Raw genomic sequence first — 16,881 nt, 5'->3', positions numbered from 1 at the left:
CTGTCAGTGCGGCGTGGCAGGATCGGGGGCGTGGCAGAGACAGCAGCGAAGCAGACCGACAAGACCCCCGGCGGCCCCCGTCCCCGGCTGATGCTCATGGACGGGCACTCGCTGGCGTACCGCGCGTTCTTCGCGCTGCCCGCGGAGAACTTCACGACCGCGACGGGCCAGCCGACGAACGCGATCTACGGCTTCGCTTCGATGCTGGCCAACACCCTGCGTGACGAGGCGCCCACGCACTTCGCGGTGGCGTTCGACGTCTCCCGCAAGACCTGGCGCTCCGAGGAGTTCACCGAGTACAAGGCGAACCGCTCCAAGACCCCGGACGAGTTCAAGGGCCAGGTCGAGCTGATCGGCGAGCTGCTCGACGCCATGCACGCGCAGCGCTTCGCCATCGAGGGCTTCGAGGCCGACGACATCATCGCCACCCTCGCCACCCAGGCCGAGGCCGCGGGCTTCGAGGTCCTGATCGTCACCGGCGACCGCGACTCCTTCCAGCTGGTCACCGAGCACACCACGGTCCTCTACCCGACCAAGGGCGTCTCCGAGCTGACCCGGTTCACTCCGGAGAAGGTTTTCGAGAAGTACGGGTTGACGCCCGCCCAGTACCCCGACTTCGCCGCCCTGCGCGGCGACCCGTCCGACAACCTCCCCGGCATCCCGGGTGTCGGAGAGAAGACCGCCGCGAAGTGGATCAACCAGTTCGGCTCCTTCGCCGAGCTGGTGGAGCGCGTCGACGAGGTCAAGGGCAAGGCCGGCCAGAACCTCCGCGACCACCTGGAGTCCGTCAAGCTGAACCGCCGGCTCACCGAGCTGGAGCGGGCCGTGGAGCTGCCGAAGACGGTCGCCGAGCTGGAGCGCGCGCCGTACGACCGCAAGAACGTCGCGATGATCCTGGACACCCTGGAGATCCGCAACCCGTCGCTGCGCGAGCGGCTCTACGCGGTCGACCCCGGCGCCGAGGAGGCAGAGACCGCGCCGGTCGCCGAGGCGGGTGTGGAGGTCGACGGCTCCGTGCTCGGCACCGGCGAGCTGGCCGGCTGGCTCGCCGAGCACGGCACCGGACCGCTGGGCGTCGCCACCGTCGACACCTGGGCGCTCGGCACCGGCTCGGTCGCCGAGGTCGCGCTGGCGGCGGCCGGGGGAGCCGCGGCCTGGTTCGACCCCGCGGAGCTGGACGAGGCCGACGAGAACGCGTGGGCGGCCTGGCTGGCCGACGCGGCCCGGCCCAAGGTCTTCCACAACGCCAAGGGCGCCATGCGGGTCTTCGCCGAGCACGGCTGGACCATCGAGGGCGTCACCATGGACACCGCGCTCGCCGCGTACCTGGTCAAGCCCGGCCGCCGCTCCTTCGACCTGGACGCGCTGTCCCTGGAGTACCTGCACCGCGAGCTGGCCCCGGCCGCCGCGGCCGACGGCCAGCTGGCGTTCGGCGCGGACGACGGCGCCGAGGCCGAGGCGCTGATGATCCAGGCCCGGGCGATCCTCGACCTCGGCGGGGCCTTCGAGGCCCGGCTCCAGGAGGTCGGCGCCGCGGACCTGCTCCGTGACATGGAGCTGCCCACCTCCGTCCTGCTCGCCCGGATGGAGCGGCACGGCATCGCCGCCGACCGCGCGCACCTGGAAGCGATGGAGCAGATGTTCGCGGGCGCGGTGCAGCAGGCCGTGAAGGAGGCGCACGCGGCGGCCGGCCACGAGTTCAACCTGGGCTCGCCCAAGCAGCTCCAGGAGGTCCTGTTCGGCGAACTGGCCCTCCCGAAGACGAAGAAGACCAAGACCGGTTACACCACCGACGCCGACGCGCTCGCCTGGCTCGCCGGCCAGACGGAGAACGAGCTGCCGGTGATCATGCTCCGGCACCGCGAGCAGGCCAAGCTGCGGGTCACGGTCGAGGGCCTGATCAAGACCGTCGCCGCCGACGGCCGCATCCACACCACGTTCAACCAGACCGTCGCCGCGACCGGCCGCCTCTCCTCCACCGACCCGAACCTCCAGAACATCCCGGTCCGCACCGACGAGGGCCGCGCGATCCGCCGGGGCTTCGTGGTCGGCGAGGGCTTCGAGTCGCTGATGACCGCCGACTACAGCCAGATCGAGCTGCGCGTGATGGCCCACCTCTCCGAGGACGAGGGCCTGATCGAGGCGTTCACCTCCGGCGAGGACCTGCACAACACGGTCGCCTCCCAGGTGTTCGACGTCGACCGTTCGGCCGTCGACGCGGAGATGCGCCGCAAGATCAAGGCGATGTCGTACGGCCTCGCGTACGGGCTGTCCGCGTTCGGCCTCTCCCAGCAGCTGAACATCGACGCGGGCGAGGCCCGGGCCCTGATGGACACCTACTTCGAGCGCTTCGGCGGGGTCCGCGACTACCTGCGCCGGGTCGTCGACGAGGCCCGCGCCACCGGCTACACGGCGACGCTCTTCGGCCGCCGCCGTTACCTCCCCGACCTCAACAGCGACAACCGGCAGCGCCGGGAGGCCGCCGAGCGGATGGCGCTCAACGCGCCCATCCAGGGCACGGCGGCGGACATCGTGAAGATCGCCATGCTCCGGGTGGACGGCGCGCTGCGCGAGGCGGACCTCAAGTCCCGCATGCTCCTCCAGGTCCACGACGAAATCGTCCTGGAGATCGCCCCCGGCGAGCGGGACCGGGTCGAATCCGTCCTCCGCGACCAGATGTCCAACGCGGTCCACCTCCGGGCCCCGCTGGACGTCTCGGTGGGCGTGGGCGCGGACTGGGAGTCGGCAGCGCACTGACGCCTTCGGCGGGCGCCGAGAGAGGGCGCCGCTCCGCCCCCCTCCTTTTTCTCCGCCGCACTGGCGAGCAGCCACATCGGCGCTTCCCTGCGGTGCCGAACCGGGTGCGTCCCGTGGGTTCGGCACCGCCGGCCACCACCGTCGTGGCTGAGCACCGTCGCGGCGGAGAAAAAGGGAGGCGGCGGAGCGAAGAGGGACAGAGCGAAGCGAGCGGGAGCAGAGCGAAAGGGGAGGCGGCGGAGCGAAGCGAGGGGGAGCAGGGCAAACCGACGCGAGGAGGGGCAAGGCGGGGCGAGGTGGAGGTGGGTGACGCAAAAAAACGGGGGTGCCGGCCCATCACTCGCGTGGACCCCGCCAGAACGCCCCGGCCTCCGCCACCGGCAAGGATGCGGCCATGGGTATACGTATGGTTCACCGCCGGACGCCCCAGAGCAGGCCCCCGGCCAAGGCCCGTTCCGCCTCCGCCTCCGCTCAGGTCACGGCGTCCCCGTCGGCCCCGGCCCTGGCGGCCGGCGCCAGCACCGCCCGCATCCCCGCCGACCTCGCGGTCACCGTGCGCCGGTCGGCCACCCGCCTCCGGCGCCGGCTGCGCGCCCGCCCCGGCCTGCGCCAGTGGTTCGACCTGGCCCGCAGCTACCTCGCGCTGCTCCTCACCGCACTCCCCGGCCCCCGCCGCCCCCGCACCATGACCGTGTTCGTGGCGAGCCTCACCGAACGGCCGACGGGCTCCGCCGCACGCCGCCGGCCACCGGAGCCGGACGCCACACCCTGACCGCCACGGCGTACCCCAGCACCCCGAGCAGCAGCCCCGCGCCCGTTCCGAAGAGAACCGTGGGCAGCAGCTCCCAGGGCTTCGCCGTGGCCCCCCAGTACTCCCACCAGCGCAGCGCCCGCTGCACCGCCGCGAGCAGGGCGCAGCCGGCGATTCCGGCGCCGGCCCACCACCGGTCCCGTACCGACAGCACCGGCACCCCCACCGGCTCCGCCGCCGGAGCCCGTCGTACCGCGCGGACCGCCCACACGGCGAGCACGGCCGCGCCGACCGCCGAACTGCCGTACTGGAGCAGGGTGTACAGCGGCATGCCCGCGACGTTCCGGCCGATGGCCGGGATCAGCCGCGTCCCCCAGCGGTCGTGGTGCGTGAACGCGTCCCAGACGACGTGCGTGAGCCCGCCGAGCACGGCGGAGACGTACCACCACGCGGCCGCCGGGAGCCCGGCACGCGCGCGTGGCGCCCCGCAGCGCAGCAGCGCGGCCACCCGCCCCTGCCGGGCGCGGGGCGCGAGGGCCACCAGGGGTTCCCGGACCAGCAGCCACAGCGCCACCAGCGCCCAGGCGAACAGCACGTCGACGGTGAGGACACCGGTGAAGGAGTGCGTGACATCGCCGAACTCCATCGCGTCCGGCACCGCGCTCGCCGCGTAATAGGTGAGGTCGGGTGCGAACGACCCCGCGACGAGCACCGCCGGCACCAGCCGGCCGCGCCCGCTCCCGTCGCCGCGCACGGCGGGCAGCACGGCGGCGGCATGGCTGAGAGTGAACGGCACCCGGGCCTCCTGGAACAGTCGTCGGCCGGAGCGCCGAACAAGTGATCGCGTACGGCAAGTATCCGCGACACCACCATCGTTCAACGGGGAATGGCCAACTGGTGAAAATCGGGCACCGCCGGGTGTCCGTGGAAGGGAAGTTGTCGTAGGGTCGCCTGGGTCGCCGCCCCGGCGTGCACGGCCGGATGCGCTACCTCACCACGCGAAAGAGGTATCAGGGGGCAACCACAGCACCGGGTCGACCGTCACACCAGGGGCGAGCGGACAGACGGAGACGGGCGCTCAGAAGGCGTCCATGGGAGGGGTTCACCTTATGGCGGCGCAATTCGGCAAGCGGCTGCGCAAGGGAGCGGCGACGACCGCCGCGGCCGCGTTGGCGGTAGCGGCTCTGTCCGCTTCCCAGGCCCCGGGCGCCACCACGGGGGACACCGGCAGACAGGCCAACGCCGGCGCCAGCACCTCGGCGCCCGACGGAGCCGGGGCCACCGGCGGTGCCACCGGCGACTCGCCGTACTACACGGACCTGCCGCCGCTGAACAGCCCGAACCCCAGCGCGAGCCCCACGGCCTCCTCGTCGAGCATCGGCACCGCGGTCTCCCGGGGCGAGGCCGAGGCCGGCATACCCGCCACCGTCCTCGACGCCTACAAGAAGGCCGAGGCGGAGCTGCGCAGCTCCAAGCCCGGCTGCAACCTGCCCTGGCAGCTGCTCGCCGCCATCGGCAAGGTCGAGTCCGGCCAGGCCCGCGGCGGCGACGTCGACGCCGAGGGCAACACCCTGCACCGGATCCTCGGCCCGCAGCTCGACGGCAACGGCTTCGCGCTCATCCCGGACACCGACGGCGGCAAGTACGACGGCAACAGCCAGTACGACCAGGCCGTCGGCCCCATGCAGTTCATCCCCTCGACCTGGGCATGGGCCGGCCGCGACGGCAACGGCGACGGCGTCAAGGACCCCAACAACGTCTACGACGCGGCGCTCGCCGCCGGCCACTACCTGTGCCGCAACGGCTGGGACCTGTCCGTCCAGGCCGACATGAACAGCGCGATCCTCAGCTACAACAACTCGCAGGACTACCTCAACCTGGTCCTGTCCTGGTACGAGTTCTACCGCAAGGGCACCCACTCGGTCCCGGACGGCACGGGAACCCTGCCCTCGCACCGCAGCGACGGCTCGACCGGCTCCGGCTCCCCTTCCGGCTCCGGCTCCGACGGCTCCACGACGAAGCCGGCCGACAACACGCCCAACCCCCACGGGCCCACGCCGAGCGTCCCGAGCGCGCCCACCCTGCCGCCCACGGCCACCGACACCGTGGACCACCTGGAGGACGCGGGCACCGCCGCGCTCACGGCGACGGCCGGCGACGCGTTCGGCAAGCAGATCAGCACGCGCGCGGAGACCAAGGCCGGCCGGATCGTCGCCAAGGTCCGGGTCCGCTTCACCATCGTGGGGGACACGGACGCGACCTTCAGCGGCGGCGAGGACACCGCCACGGTCGTCACCGACAGCAAGGGCATCGCCGTCGCGCCGACCCTCCAGGCGGGCGAGAAGACCGGCGACTTCACGGTCCACGCCAGCGTGGTCGGCCGTACGGTCAAGGGCGTCGACTACGACGCGACCGTCACCGCGCGCGCCGCCGACACCCTCGCCCTCGTCAACACCACCGCGCTGACCTGCACGCCGGGCGGCGAGTTCACCGACCAGGTGCAGGCGAAGGCCACCTACCAGGGCGCCGTCGCCGACAAGGTCGCCGCCACCGCCACGCTCGTCAAGTCGGCGGACGACACGAGCGAGAACGACAAGGGCCCGTACTTCAAGGACGCGAACGGCAACGCCGTCCGCACCCTCACGGACCTCCAGACGGACGCGGACGGCCTGCTCACGCTGCCCAAGCTGTACGCCGACGACACCACCGGCACGTTCCTGCTCCGCATCACCACCACCGGCGGCGCCACGCTCACCGTGGAGCTGACGGTCGTCGCGGCCGACCCCTCGTCGAGCCCGTCGCCGAGCACCTCGCCGAGCGCGTCCGCGTCGGCCTCCGCCTCGGCCTCGCCGAGTGCTTCCGCCGGCTCCTGATCCACCGCCGTACGACGACCAGGGCGCCCTCCCGCCGACGCGGGACGGCGCCCTCGTCGTCGTACGACCTGTTCTCATCTCACCCTCCCGTTGCTACGGTGCCCGGACCTGACGATCCATCAGGAAACCGTCGGCCGTAGGGAGGTCCCGCATGCGTGCCCTGATCGCCGCCGCGACCGGTCTCGCCCTCGCGTTCGCCCTGGTCGCGACCATCAGCGCCCTCGGGTCGCCGGACGGGAGCACGTCCCCGAAGCCGCTGCTCACGACGGTGCCCTCACACCCGTAACCGCCGCCCCGGGAGGCCGAGATGCGCCGCAAGGCCAGTCTGGTCCTGCTCGCCTTCGCCGTGTTCTTCGCGACCCTGTCCCCGCTGCTGCGCTGGTACGCCTTCCCGCGGCTCGCCAAGATCCCGGCGAACCAGTACCAGGACATGGTCCTGGTGGCGAAGAACGCCACGCTCCTCGACTACGGCACCATGAAGGCGAAGCAGGTCCCCCAGGTCACCATCGTGCAGACCCTCAAGGGCAACGTGTCGGCCGCGAAGAAGATCGAGAAGACGGCGGGCCGGGACGTCGTCGTCTGGGACAGCCTGTCCTACGTCCAGGGACCCGACGGCAAGATGGTCTCCGAGATCCCCGAGCGCTACATCTTCGACGCCCACAGCCAGGAACCCGTGCACGCCACCGGCGAGATGGTCGACGGCGACCCGGTCACCCGGGACGGCATCGAGTTCAAGTTCCCGTTCCTGACCGAGAAGCGGGACTACGAGTACTTCGACGCGCAGTCCCGCACCACCAACCCCATCCACTACAAGGGGACGCAGACCTTCCGGGGCGTCAAGGTCTACTACTTCGAGCAGACCATCCCCTGGACCAAGGTCCCCATGCCCAAGAAGCTGCCGGTGCAGGGCATCACTCCCGAGTCCGTCGCCAAGACCGGCACCACCCGCTGGTACACCACGGTCCGCAAGTTCTGGGTCGAGCCGGAGACCGGGGCACCCGTCTACGGCGAGGAGATCCACAAGGAGGAGCTGCGCGGCGGCACCCTGCTGGGCGGCCGGGCCAAGGTGACGGCCTTCGCCGGCGACGTGAAGATGCGCGAGGACTACGTCGAGCACACGGTCGCCCTGGTCAAGCACAACCGCACCCTCGTCCTGATGCTGACCTCCTACCTCCCCTGGGGGTTCCTGTCCCTCGGCATCGCGCTGCTCGCCCTCGCCCTCTACCTGGAGGCCCGCGGCCGCCGCCCCGCCGACCCGGCGCCCGTCGGCACCCCGGTGCCGGAACCGGTCAGCGCCTGAGCCGCGCGTTGGTGTGCCGGGTCGGCTCGGCGGTGGCGGGATCCTCGGGCCAGGGATGCTTCGGATACCGCCCGCGCAGCTCGGCCCGCACGCCCCTGTACCCGTCCCTCCAGAAGGAGGCGAGGTCGGCGGTGACCGCGGCGGGCCGCCCGGCGGGGGACAGCAGATGCACCAGCACCGGCACCCCGGCCACGGCGGGCGACTCCTGCAGGCCGAACATCTCCTGCAGCTTCACGGCGAGCACGGGCTGTTCGGGATTCCCGTAGTCGACCCGGATCCGGGACCCGCTCGGTACCGCGATCCGCTCCGGCGCCAGCTCGTCCAGCCGCCCGGCCTCCCCGCCCGCCCACGGCAGCAGCCGCCGCAGCGCCTCCCCGGCGTCGATCCGCCCGAGATCGGCCCGCCGCCGGGCCCGGCCGAACTCCGGCTCCAGCCATGCGTCCACGCGCGCGTGCAGCGCGTCGTCGGAGACGTCCGGCCAGGGCTCCCCGAGGCGCAGGTGCAGAAAGGCGAGCCGCTGCCGCAGCACGACGGCGTCGGGCGTCCACCGCAACAGGCCGAGCCCCTCGCGCCGCAGCCCGTCGAGCAGCGCCTCGCGTACCAGGGCCGGGTCGGCGTCCCGCACCGGCCGCACCGTCAGCTCGATCGCCCCGAGCCGCTCCACCCGCCGCGCGACGACGTCCCCGTCGGCCCAGCGGACCTCCTGGTCCGCCGCGTACAGCGAGGCCGCCGCCGACCTGGCCGTGTCCTCGTCCACCACCGCGGCGAGCCGCACGCGCGCGTGGCCACTGCCGACCGGACGGTCCGCCACGGCCACGGCGATCCACGGCGCGCCGCGCAGCGGACTCCCGTCGCCGAGCTCGGCCCGGGTGCCGGAGGCCATCAGGTACGACCCCCCGTCGGCCCTGGCGACCCGCTCGGGGAAGGCGAGGGCGGCGACGCGACCCACGGTGCGCTCGTCCACGCCGGATGCCGAAGCACCCTCGCCGTCCGCCTGCAGCCGCCGTACCTCCGCGAGCCAGCGCCCGGCGTAGGCGTCACCGCCCCGCCGGGCGGCGCGCAACGCGGCCGCCATGTCGTCCCCGTACTCCCGCGGCGGCTCCTCGCTCAGCAGCGCGACCGCCTCCGCGCCCCCGCCCGGGGTGTCCAGCAGCGCCCGCCCCAGCCGCGGATGCACCCCCAGCCGGGCCAGCCGCACCCCGCGCTCCGTCGCCCGGCCGGCGGAGTCGACCGCGCCGATCGCCGTCAGCACCTCCCGCGCCGCCGCCATCGCCCCGGCCGGCGGTGGGTCCAGCAGCGCCAGTCCCGAGGCCCCCGGATCGCCCCAGCAGGCCGCCTGGAGAGCGAACGCGGTCAGGTCGGCCACCTTGATCTCCGGGGCCGGAAAGGCCGTCAGGCGGGCGTCCTCGGTCTCGGACCAGCACCGGTACACCGCCCCGGGCGCCTCCCGCCCGGCCCGCCCCGCCCGCTGCCGCCCGGCCGCGCGGGACGCCCGTACCGTCGCCAGCGCGCTCAGCCCGCGCGCGTGGTCCACCCGTGGCTCCCGCGCGAGCCCCGCGTCGACGACCACCCGCACCCCGGGGACGGTGAGCGAGGACTCGGCGACCGCGGTGGCCAGCACCACCCGGCGCCGCGCCCCGGGCGCCAGCACCGCGTCCTGGACGGCGGCCGGCGCCCTGCCGTGCACCTGGAGCACCTCCACGTCCCCCAGGTCGCCCAGCCGGCCCGCCACGCGCGCGATCTCGCCCACGCCGGGCAGGAAGCACAGCACGTCCCCGTCCCGCTCGGCCAGGGCCCGCCGCACCACCGACCCCACATGCGCCAGCAGCGCCGGGTCGACGCGCATCCCGTGCGGCGGCCGCACCGGACGCGCCGGCGGTGCCCACACCGTCTCCACCGGGTACGCGACACCGGCCGCCTCGACCACCGGCGCCCCGCCCAGCAGCCGCGCCCACCCCTGCGCGTCCGTCGTCGCCGACGCGGCCACCAGACGCAGCTCCGGCCGCAGGGTCTCCCGGACGTCCCAGAGGAAGGCCGCCACCGTGTCGGCGTCCAGATGGCGTTCGTGGCACTCGTCGAGGACCACGACGTCCACGCCGGACAGTTCCTGGTCGCGTTGCAGGCGCTGCAACAGCACACCGGTCGTGACCACCTCCACGCGCGCGTGCCGTCCCACGACCCGCTCGCCGCGCACGGTGTAGCCGACGCTCCGCCCGACCTGCTCGCCGAGCAGCCAGGCCATCCGGCGGGCGGCCGCGCGGGCGGCGATCCGGCGCGGCTCGGCCACCACCACCCGCCGCGCCGGCTCCTCACCCAGCAGCCCGGCCAGCGCCAGGGGCACCAGCGTCGTCTTGCCGGTGCCGGGCGGTGCCACGAGCACGGCGGTGCCGTGCCCCTCCAGGGCGTCGCGCAGACCGGGCAGGGCCTGCCGCACGGGCAGCGCGTCCAGGGCGTCGTAACGGATCACGCACCCAGTGTCGTACGCCCCCGGAAGCGCCCTTCACGCGCGCGTGCGCTTCGACCGGGGTCTACCGAGGCGTTCGGTCCGGGTCCCGCTCGCACACGAAGATCGCCGTCCCGGGGATGAGATTGCCCCGCAGCGGGGACCAGCCGCCCCATTCGGACGTGTTCCAGGCCGGCCATTCCGGCTCCACCAGGTCGACGAGCCGGAAACCCGAGGAGGCGATGTCCCGGACCCGGTCGCCGAGCGTCCGGTGGTGCTCGACGTACACCGCGTGGCCGTCCTCGTCCTGCTCGACGTACGGCGTCCGGTCGAAGTAGGAGGCGGAGACCGAGAGCCCTTCGGGGCCGGGCTCGTCCGGGAACGCCCAGCGGATCGGGTGCGTCACCGAGAAGACGAACCGCCCGCCCGGCCGCAGCACCCGCCGCACCTCGCGCAGCACCAGCCGCGGATCGGCGACGAAGGGCAGCGCGCCGTACGCCGAGCACACCAGGTCGAAGGAGGCGTCCGCGAAGGGCAGCGCGCCCGCGTCCGCACAGATCAGGGGAAACGATCCGCCGATGCGCAGCGCGTGCTGGAGCTGGCGGTGCGAGAGGTCCAGGGCGACCGGCCGGGCGCCCTGGGCGGCCAGCCAGCGCGCGCACTGGGCCGCGCCGGCGCCGATCTCCAGGACGTCCTTGCCCTTCAGCTCCTCCGGCGGGCCGAGCAGCTCCGCCTCCGTCTCGTCGAGGCCCTCGGGACCCCACACGAAACGGTCGTCGCCGAGGAACGTGCCGTGCTCGACCTGGTACTCGTCGGCGTTGCGGTCCCACCAGCCCCGGTTGGCCCGGCTGCTCTCCGCGACCCCGGCGGCACGCCGGGTGGCTTCCGGTTCGGCCTCGGCGCCGGTGGTCGCACCGGCCTCTGCCAGGTCGAACGAATCGGGCTCTTGGATGATCGGCTCCCTCGTCGTACTCTTCCGTGCAACCCGCCAGCGGTGTGTCACGGAGGGGGTCTCTCAGGCGTGCGTGGCCTGGTGGGACGTTTCTTGTGCCGGGTATGCGGTGTTCCGCCCCGGGTGTGCGCCTTCGCGCATTGACCCTGCCCGGCTGCCCCCGTATGCTACAAGTTGCGCTGCGGGCCTGCGCACCTCAGACGTAGCAGGCTGCGCTCGCATCTGTTGTATGTCCCCTCGGTTGTCGAGGCGTCACCGGTTTTTCGGGTGGCGCTTCCCAGGCTGTCCGGCTTCTGCAGAGCGAAACAGGCTCCCGGCGTAAGCAGTACCTACGACTTCAATGTCCGTACCGGAGCCCTTTCTCACATGACGAGCAGCACCGAGACCACCGCCACCACCCCGCAGGTAGCGGTCAACGACATCGGTAACGAGGAAGCCTTCCTCGCCGCGATCGACGAGACGATCAAGTACTTCAACGACGGCGACATCGTCGACGGCGTCATCGTGAAGGTCGACCGGGACGAGGTCCTGCTCGACATCGGTTACAAGACCGAAGGTGTCATCCCGAGCCGCGAACTCTCGATCAAGCACGACGTCGACCCCAACGAGGTCGTCGCCGTCGGTGACGAGATCGAGGCCCTCGTCCTCCAGAAGGAGGACAAGGAAGGCCGCCTGATCCTCTCGAAGAAGCGTGCCCAGTACGAGCGCGCCTGGGGCACCATCGAGAAGATCAAGGAAGAGGACGGCATCGTCACCGGTACCGTCATCGAGGTCGTCAAGGGTGGTCTCATCCTCGACATCGGCCTCCGCGGCTTCCTCCCGGCCTCCCTGGTCGAGATGCGCCGTGTCCGCGACCTCCAGCCCTACGTGGGCAAGGAGCTCGAAGCGAAGATCATCGAGCTGGACAAGAACCGCAACAACGTGGTCCTGTCCCGCCGTGCCTGGCTGGAGCAGACCCAGTCCGAGGTCCGCCAGACGTTCCTCACGACCCTCCAGAAGGGTCAGGTCCGCTCCGGTGTGGTCTCCTCGATCGTCAACTTCGGTGCCTTCGTGGACCTGGGTGGCGTCGACGGTCTGGTCCACGTCTCCGAGCTGTCCTGGAAGCACATCGACCACCCGTCCGAGGTTGTCGAGGTCGGCCAGGAGGTCACCGTCGAGGTCCTCGACGTCGACATGGACCGCGAGCGTGTCTCCCTGTCGCTGAAGGCGACCCAGGAAGACCCGTGGCAGCAGTTCGCCCGGACCCACCAGATCGGTCAGGTCGTCCCGGGTAAGGTCACCAAGCTGGTTCCGTTCGGTGCGTTCGTCCGCGTGGACGAGGGCATCGAGGGTCTGGTCCACATCTCCGAGCTGGCCGAGCGCCACGTGGAGATCCCGGAGCAGGTCGTCCAGGTCAACGACGAGATCTTCGTCAAGGTCATCGACATCGACCTCGAACGCCGCCGCATCAGCCTCTCGCTGAAGCAGGCCAACGAGTCCTTCGGTGCCGACCCGGCCTCGGTCGAGTTCGACCCGACCCTGTACGGCATGGCCGCGTCCTACGACGACCAGGGCAACTACATCTACCCCGAAGGCTTCGACCCCGAGACCAACGACTGGCTCGAGGGTTACGAGAAGCAGCGCGAGGAGTGGGAGCGCCAGTACGCCGAGGCGCAGCAGCGCTTCGAGCAGCACCAGCAGCAGGTCATCAAGAGCCGCGAGGCCGACGCCGCTGCCGCTGCCGAGGGCGGCGACGCCGCGGGTGCGGCTCCGGCCGCGGGTGGCGGTTCGTACTCCTCCGAGGGTGCGGACACCTCCGGTGCGCTGGCCTCGGACGAGGCGCTCGCCGCGCTGCGCGAGAAGCTCGCGGGTGGCCAGAGCTGATCGCTGGCCGCTGGGCTTAGCCGATAACTGAGGGGCCGCACCTTTCGAGGTGCGGCCCCTTCGTGTTGCCCGGATGCCCGGATGCCCGGATGCCCGGATGTCCGGTTGCCCGGTTGTTTGTCGGCCGGCGGCCCGGTGGGGGCTGGTCGCGCAGTTCCCCGCGCCCCTGAGGGGGTTGGCGTGGGCGTTCGTCATGCTGCTGGGGGAGTCGGTGTGGCCGTCGGTTGCACTCCTGGGGGAGTTGGCGCAGCCGCCCGTCGCACTCCTGGGGGAGTCGGTGTGGCCGACTGGCGTGCTCCTGGGGGGAGTTGGTGTGGTCGGCCGGTGAAACGTGTGGGATACACGAATAGCCGTCGGGCCGTAACGCGGCGCTGGGACGCTTCCCCGGTCTTCGTTCAAGATCGGAAGGGGAGTCGCGTCATGACACAGCCTCACTACGGGTCGGGGACGAGTCGGCGGTCGTTTCTGAGGAACGTCGGTCTCACCGGTGGCGCGGGCGCCATGTTCGCCACCATGGGGGCGCTCGGACTCGCCCCCACCGCCCAGGCCGCCCAGCGCGAACAGCCCTTCCGGGCGCTCAGCGCGAGCGACTTCACCCTCACCGGGCGCGCCGCGGCCAGGGTCGTCATCCTCGGCGGCGGCATCGCGGGCCTCGCGACCGCCTACGAACTCGGCAAAGCCGGCTACGACTGTACGATCCTGGAGGCCAGGGACCGTACCGGCGGGCGCAACTTCACCGTGCGCGGCGGCGACTCCACCACCGACCTCTACGGCAACACGCAGACCGCGCGGTTCGCCGACGGCCACTACATGAACGCCGGGCCGGCCCGGATCCCGCAGTGGATGATCACCCTCGACTACTGTCGCGAACTCGGCGTCCCCATCCAGGTGTTCACGAACGTCAACGCCGACGCCTACATCTACAACGAGTCCGCCGGCATGACGAAGCCGGAGCGGTACCGCACCGCCAAAGCCGACGTGTACGGCTATGTCTCGGAGCTGCTCGCCAAGGCGACGAACAAAGGTGCGCTGGACAAGGAGTTGACGGCCACCGACCAGGAGCGGCTCGTCGAGTTCCTCAAGGACTGGGGTGAACTCGGCGACAAACTGACGTACGAGGGCGGTGAGCGGCGCGGGTACACGACCGTACCGGCCGCCGCCGGCACCCCCGGGGTGCTCCTCGGTGACGTCCCGACCGCCTCCGCGGTGCTCGCGAGCGGAGTCGGGCGCTACTTCTCCTTCGAGTTCGGCTTCGACCAGGCGATGCTGATGTTCCAGCCGGTGGGCGGCATGGACCAGATACCGAAGGCGCTCACCCGGGCGATAGGCGCCCGGCGCATACGTACCGGAGCCACCGTCTCCAAGATCACCGACACCGGGCACGGCATCACCGTGACGTACACCCAGGGCGGCCGTACCAAGGTCGTCGAGGCCGACTACTGCGTGGCCGCCATGCCGCCCAACATCCTCGCCAGGATCCCGCACAACCTGGGCTCCGGAGTGCAGAGCGCCCTGGAGGCCGTCACCCCGTCGTCCGCGGCCAAGATCGGCCTCGAATACCGGTCCCGCTGGTGGGAACTGGACCACAGCATCTACGGCGGCATCACCGAGACCGACCAGGACGTCACCCACATCTGGCACCCCTCCTACGGCTTCCACGGCGAACGGGGCGTCCTCATCGGCTACTACAACTACGACGACGACGCCGACTCCTACGCCAAGCTCACCCCGGCCCAGCGCGAGCAGCGCGCGGTCGCCGCCGGCGTGAAGATCTACGGCGACAAGTACCGCACCGAACTCGTCTCCTCCTTCTCCCACCACTGGCGTCAGACACCCCACCTGGAGGCCGCCTGGCACGACACCCCCGGCGGCCCCGACGACGCCCGCTACAAGCCGCTGAACGAGCCCGCCGGCCGGGTCTGGTTCGCCGGTGACTGGCTCAGCTACACCGACGCCTGGCAGCACGGCGCGTTCAGCTCGGCGCGCAAGGCGGTCACGGCGCTGCACGCGCGCGTGATGGCCTCCTGACCCCGGCACGCGCGCGTGACCGCGTCCGGTCAGGACGGACGCACGCGCGCGTGCACCCCCTTCCGGCATGGGACTTCCGGCATGGGACTTCCGGCATGAGAAGGCGGTGAGAGGCGTCTGTTCGGGGTTCCGGCGGGAATGCCTGTGGTCAGTGCCGCGTTGATGGGTACGAACACGAGGAGGAGCGGTCACAGTGCTTGATCCGCAGGGTTTGTACGCATGGGAGCCGAAGGGGCTGGCGGTCGTCGACATGGCGCTGGCCCAGGAGTCGGCAGGTCTTGTCATGCTCTACCACTTCGACGGATACATCGACGCGGGTGAGACCGGCGACCAGATCGTCGACCGGCTCCTCGACTCGCTGCCCCACCAGGTCGTCGCCCGCTTCGACCACGACCGGCTCGTGGACTACCGGGCGCGCCGCCCGCTGCTGACCTTCAAGCGGGACCGCTGGACCGAGTACGAGGAGCCCAGCATCGAGGTCCGCCTGGTCCAGGACGCCACCGGCGCCCCCTTCCTGCTGCTGTCCGGCCCGGAGCCCGACGTCGAGTGGGAGCGCTTCGCCGCCGCCGTGCAGCAGATCGTGGAGCGGCTCGGCGTCCGGCTATCCGTGAACTTCCACGGCATCCCGATGGGCGTCCCGCACACCCGCCCCGTCGGTCTCACCCCGCACGGCAACCGCACCGACCTGGTCCCCGGACACCGCAGCCCCTTCGACGAGGCCCAGGTGCCCGGCAGCGCCGAGTCGCTGCTCGAATTCCGCCTCATGGAGGCCGGCCACGACGTCCTGGGCGTCGCCGCGCACGTGCCGCACTACATCGCCCGCTCGCCCTACCCGGACGCCGCCCTGACCGTCCTGGAGGCCGTCACGGCGGGCACCGGCCTGGTCCTTCCGGGCATCGCCCACGCGTTGCGCACGGACGCGCACCGCACCCAGACGGAGATCGACAGCCAGATCCAGGAGGGCGACGAGGAGCTCACCGCCCTCGTGCAGGGCCTTGAGCACCAGTACGACGCGGCCGCGGGCGCCGAGACCCGCGGCAACATGCTCGCCGAGCCGGTGGAGATCCCCTCGGCGGACGAGATCGGCCTTGAGTTCGAGCGCTTCCTCGCGGAGCGGGAGGGCGACAACTGAGGCCCGGCCGCACGTGACCGCGCCCCGGCCGGGGCTCGCCGTCCCGGCGGGGGCGACGGCGACCGGGCCCCGTCCCGGCCGGTGTCGGTGGCAGGGCCTAAGCTTCGGGGCATGCTGAAAGTTGGCCTCACCGGCGGCATCGGCGCCGGCAAGAGCGAGGTGTCGCGGCTGCTCGTCGGGCACGGCGCGGTGCTGATCGACGCGGACCGCATCGCGCGTGAGGTCGTCGCGCCCGGGACGCCCGGTCTGGCCGCCGTGGCCGAGGCCTTCGGACCGGAGGTACTGGCCGCCGACGGCAGCCTGGACCGGCCGAAGCTCGGCTCGATCGTCTTCGCCGACCCCGCGAGACTCGCCGTGCTGAACTCGATCGTGCACCCCCTGGTAGGAGTCCGCTCCCGCGAGCTGGAGAGCGCGGCCGCCGACGACGCCGTGGTGGTCCACGACGTCCCGCTCCTCGCCGAGAACGGCCTCGCGCAGCTCTACGACGTCGTGGTCGTCGTGGACGCCGCCCCGGAGACCCAGCTGGACCGGCTGACACGGCTGCGGGGGATGACCGAGGAGGACGCCCGCGCCCGCATGGCCGCGCAGGCCACGCGCGAGAAGCGCCTGGAGATCGCGGACGTCGTGATCGACAACGACGTCCCCCTGGACGCGCTCCGGCAGCGCGTCGGGGAGGTGTGGGCCGACCTGGTGCGCCGCGCGCAGGCGTCAGGTTCGGGCGAGCGGAATGCGTCTTCGAAATAGCGGGCACCCGTCCGGGCGTTGAACCGCTTCAGTGAGGG

The 16,881-nt window shown here is 72.0% G+C and carries 12 protein-coding genes; 9 read left to right on the top strand and 3 right to left on the bottom strand.

Going from position 1 to position 16,881, the window contains the following annotated elements:
* The first annotated feature begins 30 nt into the window (after positions 1-30).
* Together polA and ACFZB3_RS21205 are read left to right on the top strand one after the other, a co-directional pair.
* On the top strand, positions 31-2,757 hold the full coding sequence (gene polA / locus ACFZB3_RS21210) for a DNA polymerase I (RefSeq protein WP_391377185.1): 2,727 nt from the start codon (positions 31-33) through the stop codon (positions 2,755-2,757).
* A 394-nt stretch (positions 2,758-3,151) separates the two neighbouring features.
* Entirely contained in the window at positions 3,152-3,529 is a 378-nt protein-coding gene (locus ACFZB3_RS21205) for a hypothetical protein (protein WP_391377184.1), read from the top strand.
* On the opposite strand, the gene ACFZB3_RS21200 is transcribed toward ACFZB3_RS21205, so the two are convergent.
* On the bottom strand, positions 3,465-4,304 hold the full coding sequence (locus ACFZB3_RS21200; protein WP_391377183.1) for a DUF4184 family protein: 840 nt from the start codon (positions 4,302-4,304) through the stop codon (positions 3,465-3,467). The genes ACFZB3_RS21205 and ACFZB3_RS21200 overlap by 65 nt on opposite strands.
* A 313-nt stretch (positions 4,305-4,617) precedes the next feature.
* Here ACFZB3_RS21200 and ACFZB3_RS21195 point away from each other — a divergent pair, with 313 nt between their 5' ends.
* The 3 genes from ACFZB3_RS21195 to ACFZB3_RS21185 all read left to right on the top strand — a co-directional run bounded on the left by ACFZB3_RS21195 (position 4,618) and on the right by ACFZB3_RS21185 (position 7,681).
* Positions 4,618-6,381 carry a lytic murein transglycosylase gene (locus ACFZB3_RS21195; protein ID WP_391377182.1) on the top strand — a complete coding sequence of 588 codons (1,764 nt, stop codon included), beginning with the start codon at positions 4,618-4,620 and terminating at the stop codon, positions 6,379-6,381.
* 151 nt (positions 6,382-6,532) lie between these two features.
* Positions 6,533-6,667, top strand: coding sequence for an SPW_0924 family protein (locus ACFZB3_RS21190; protein ID WP_391377181.1), 135 nt, complete (start codon positions 6,533-6,535; stop codon positions 6,665-6,667).
* Between the two features lie 21 nt (positions 6,668-6,688).
* A complete protein-coding gene (locus ACFZB3_RS21185) occupies positions 6,689-7,681 on the top strand; it encodes a porin PorA family protein (RefSeq protein WP_391377180.1) in 993 nt (330 codons plus the stop codon).
* On the opposite strand, the gene hrpB is transcribed toward ACFZB3_RS21185, so the two are convergent.
* Both hrpB and ACFZB3_RS21175 read right to left on the bottom strand, forming a co-directional pair.
* On the bottom strand, positions 7,671-10,148 hold the full coding sequence (gene hrpB, locus ACFZB3_RS21180) for an ATP-dependent helicase HrpB (RefSeq protein ID WP_391377179.1): 2,478 nt from the start codon (positions 10,146-10,148) through the stop codon (positions 7,671-7,673). The two genes, ACFZB3_RS21185 and hrpB, sit on opposite strands and share 11 nt — an antisense overlap.
* A 61-nt stretch (positions 10,149-10,209) precedes the next feature.
* Positions 10,210-11,076: a methyltransferase domain-containing protein gene (locus ACFZB3_RS21175; protein WP_391377831.1), complete on the bottom strand. Its 867-nt coding sequence runs from the start codon at positions 11,074-11,076 to the stop codon at positions 10,210-10,212.
* A 366-nt stretch (positions 11,077-11,442) separates the two neighbouring features.
* On the opposite strand from ACFZB3_RS21175, the gene rpsA reads away from it, so the two are divergent.
* The 4 genes from rpsA to coaE all read left to right on the top strand — a co-directional run bounded on the left by rpsA (position 11,443) and on the right by coaE (position 16,843).
* Entirely contained in the window at positions 11,443-12,939 is a 1,497-nt protein-coding gene (gene rpsA, locus ACFZB3_RS21170; protein ID WP_093504378.1) for a 30S ribosomal protein S1, read from the top strand.
* A gap of 501 nt (positions 12,940-13,440) precedes the next feature.
* Positions 13,441-14,967 (top strand): FAD-dependent oxidoreductase, encoded by a 1,527-nt coding sequence (locus tag ACFZB3_RS21165; protein WP_391377829.1) that lies wholly within the window; start codon positions 13,441-13,443, stop codon positions 14,965-14,967.
* Positions 14,968-15,160: 193 nt separating this feature from the next.
* Positions 15,161-16,099, top strand: coding sequence for a PAC2 family protein (locus tag ACFZB3_RS21160; RefSeq protein WP_391377178.1), 939 nt, complete (start codon positions 15,161-15,163; stop codon positions 16,097-16,099).
* 111 nt (positions 16,100-16,210) lie between these two features.
* A complete protein-coding gene (gene coaE, locus ACFZB3_RS21155; RefSeq protein WP_391377177.1) occupies positions 16,211-16,843 on the top strand; it encodes a dephospho-CoA kinase in 633 nt (210 codons plus the stop codon).
* Positions 16,844-16,881: the final 38 nt, after the last annotated feature.

Source organism: Streptomyces sp. NPDC008092 (assembly GCF_042957285.1).
Classification (GTDB): Bacteria; Actinomycetota; Actinomycetes; order Streptomycetales; family Streptomycetaceae; genus Streptomyces.
The sequence above is the reverse complement of the archived record's forward strand: the minus strand, read 5'-3'. Positions and strand labels throughout refer to the sequence as shown.

Coding starts and splice junctions, on each gene's coding strand:
- ACFZB3_RS21205 (WP_391377184.1), top strand. CDS start 3,152: ATGGGTATACGTATGGTTCACCGCCGGACGCCCCAGAGCAGGCCCCCG.
- ACFZB3_RS21195 (WP_391377182.1), top strand. CDS start 4,618: ATGGCGGCGCAATTCGGCAAGCGGCTGCGCAAGGGAGCGGCGACGACC.
- ACFZB3_RS21190 (WP_391377181.1), top strand. CDS start 6,533: ATGCGTGCCCTGATCGCCGCCGCGACCGGTCTCGCCCTCGCGTTCGCC.
- ACFZB3_RS21185 (WP_391377180.1), top strand. CDS start 6,689: ATGCGCCGCAAGGCCAGTCTGGTCCTGCTCGCCTTCGCCGTGTTCTTC.
- rpsA (WP_093504378.1), top strand. CDS start 11,443: ATGACGAGCAGCACCGAGACCACCGCCACCACCCCGCAGGTAGCGGTC.
- ACFZB3_RS21165 (WP_391377829.1), top strand. CDS start 13,441: ATGTTCGCCACCATGGGGGCGCTCGGACTCGCCCCCACCGCCCAGGCC.
- coaE (WP_391377177.1), top strand. CDS start 16,211: ATGCTGAAAGTTGGCCTCACCGGCGGCATCGGCGCCGGCAAGAGCGAG.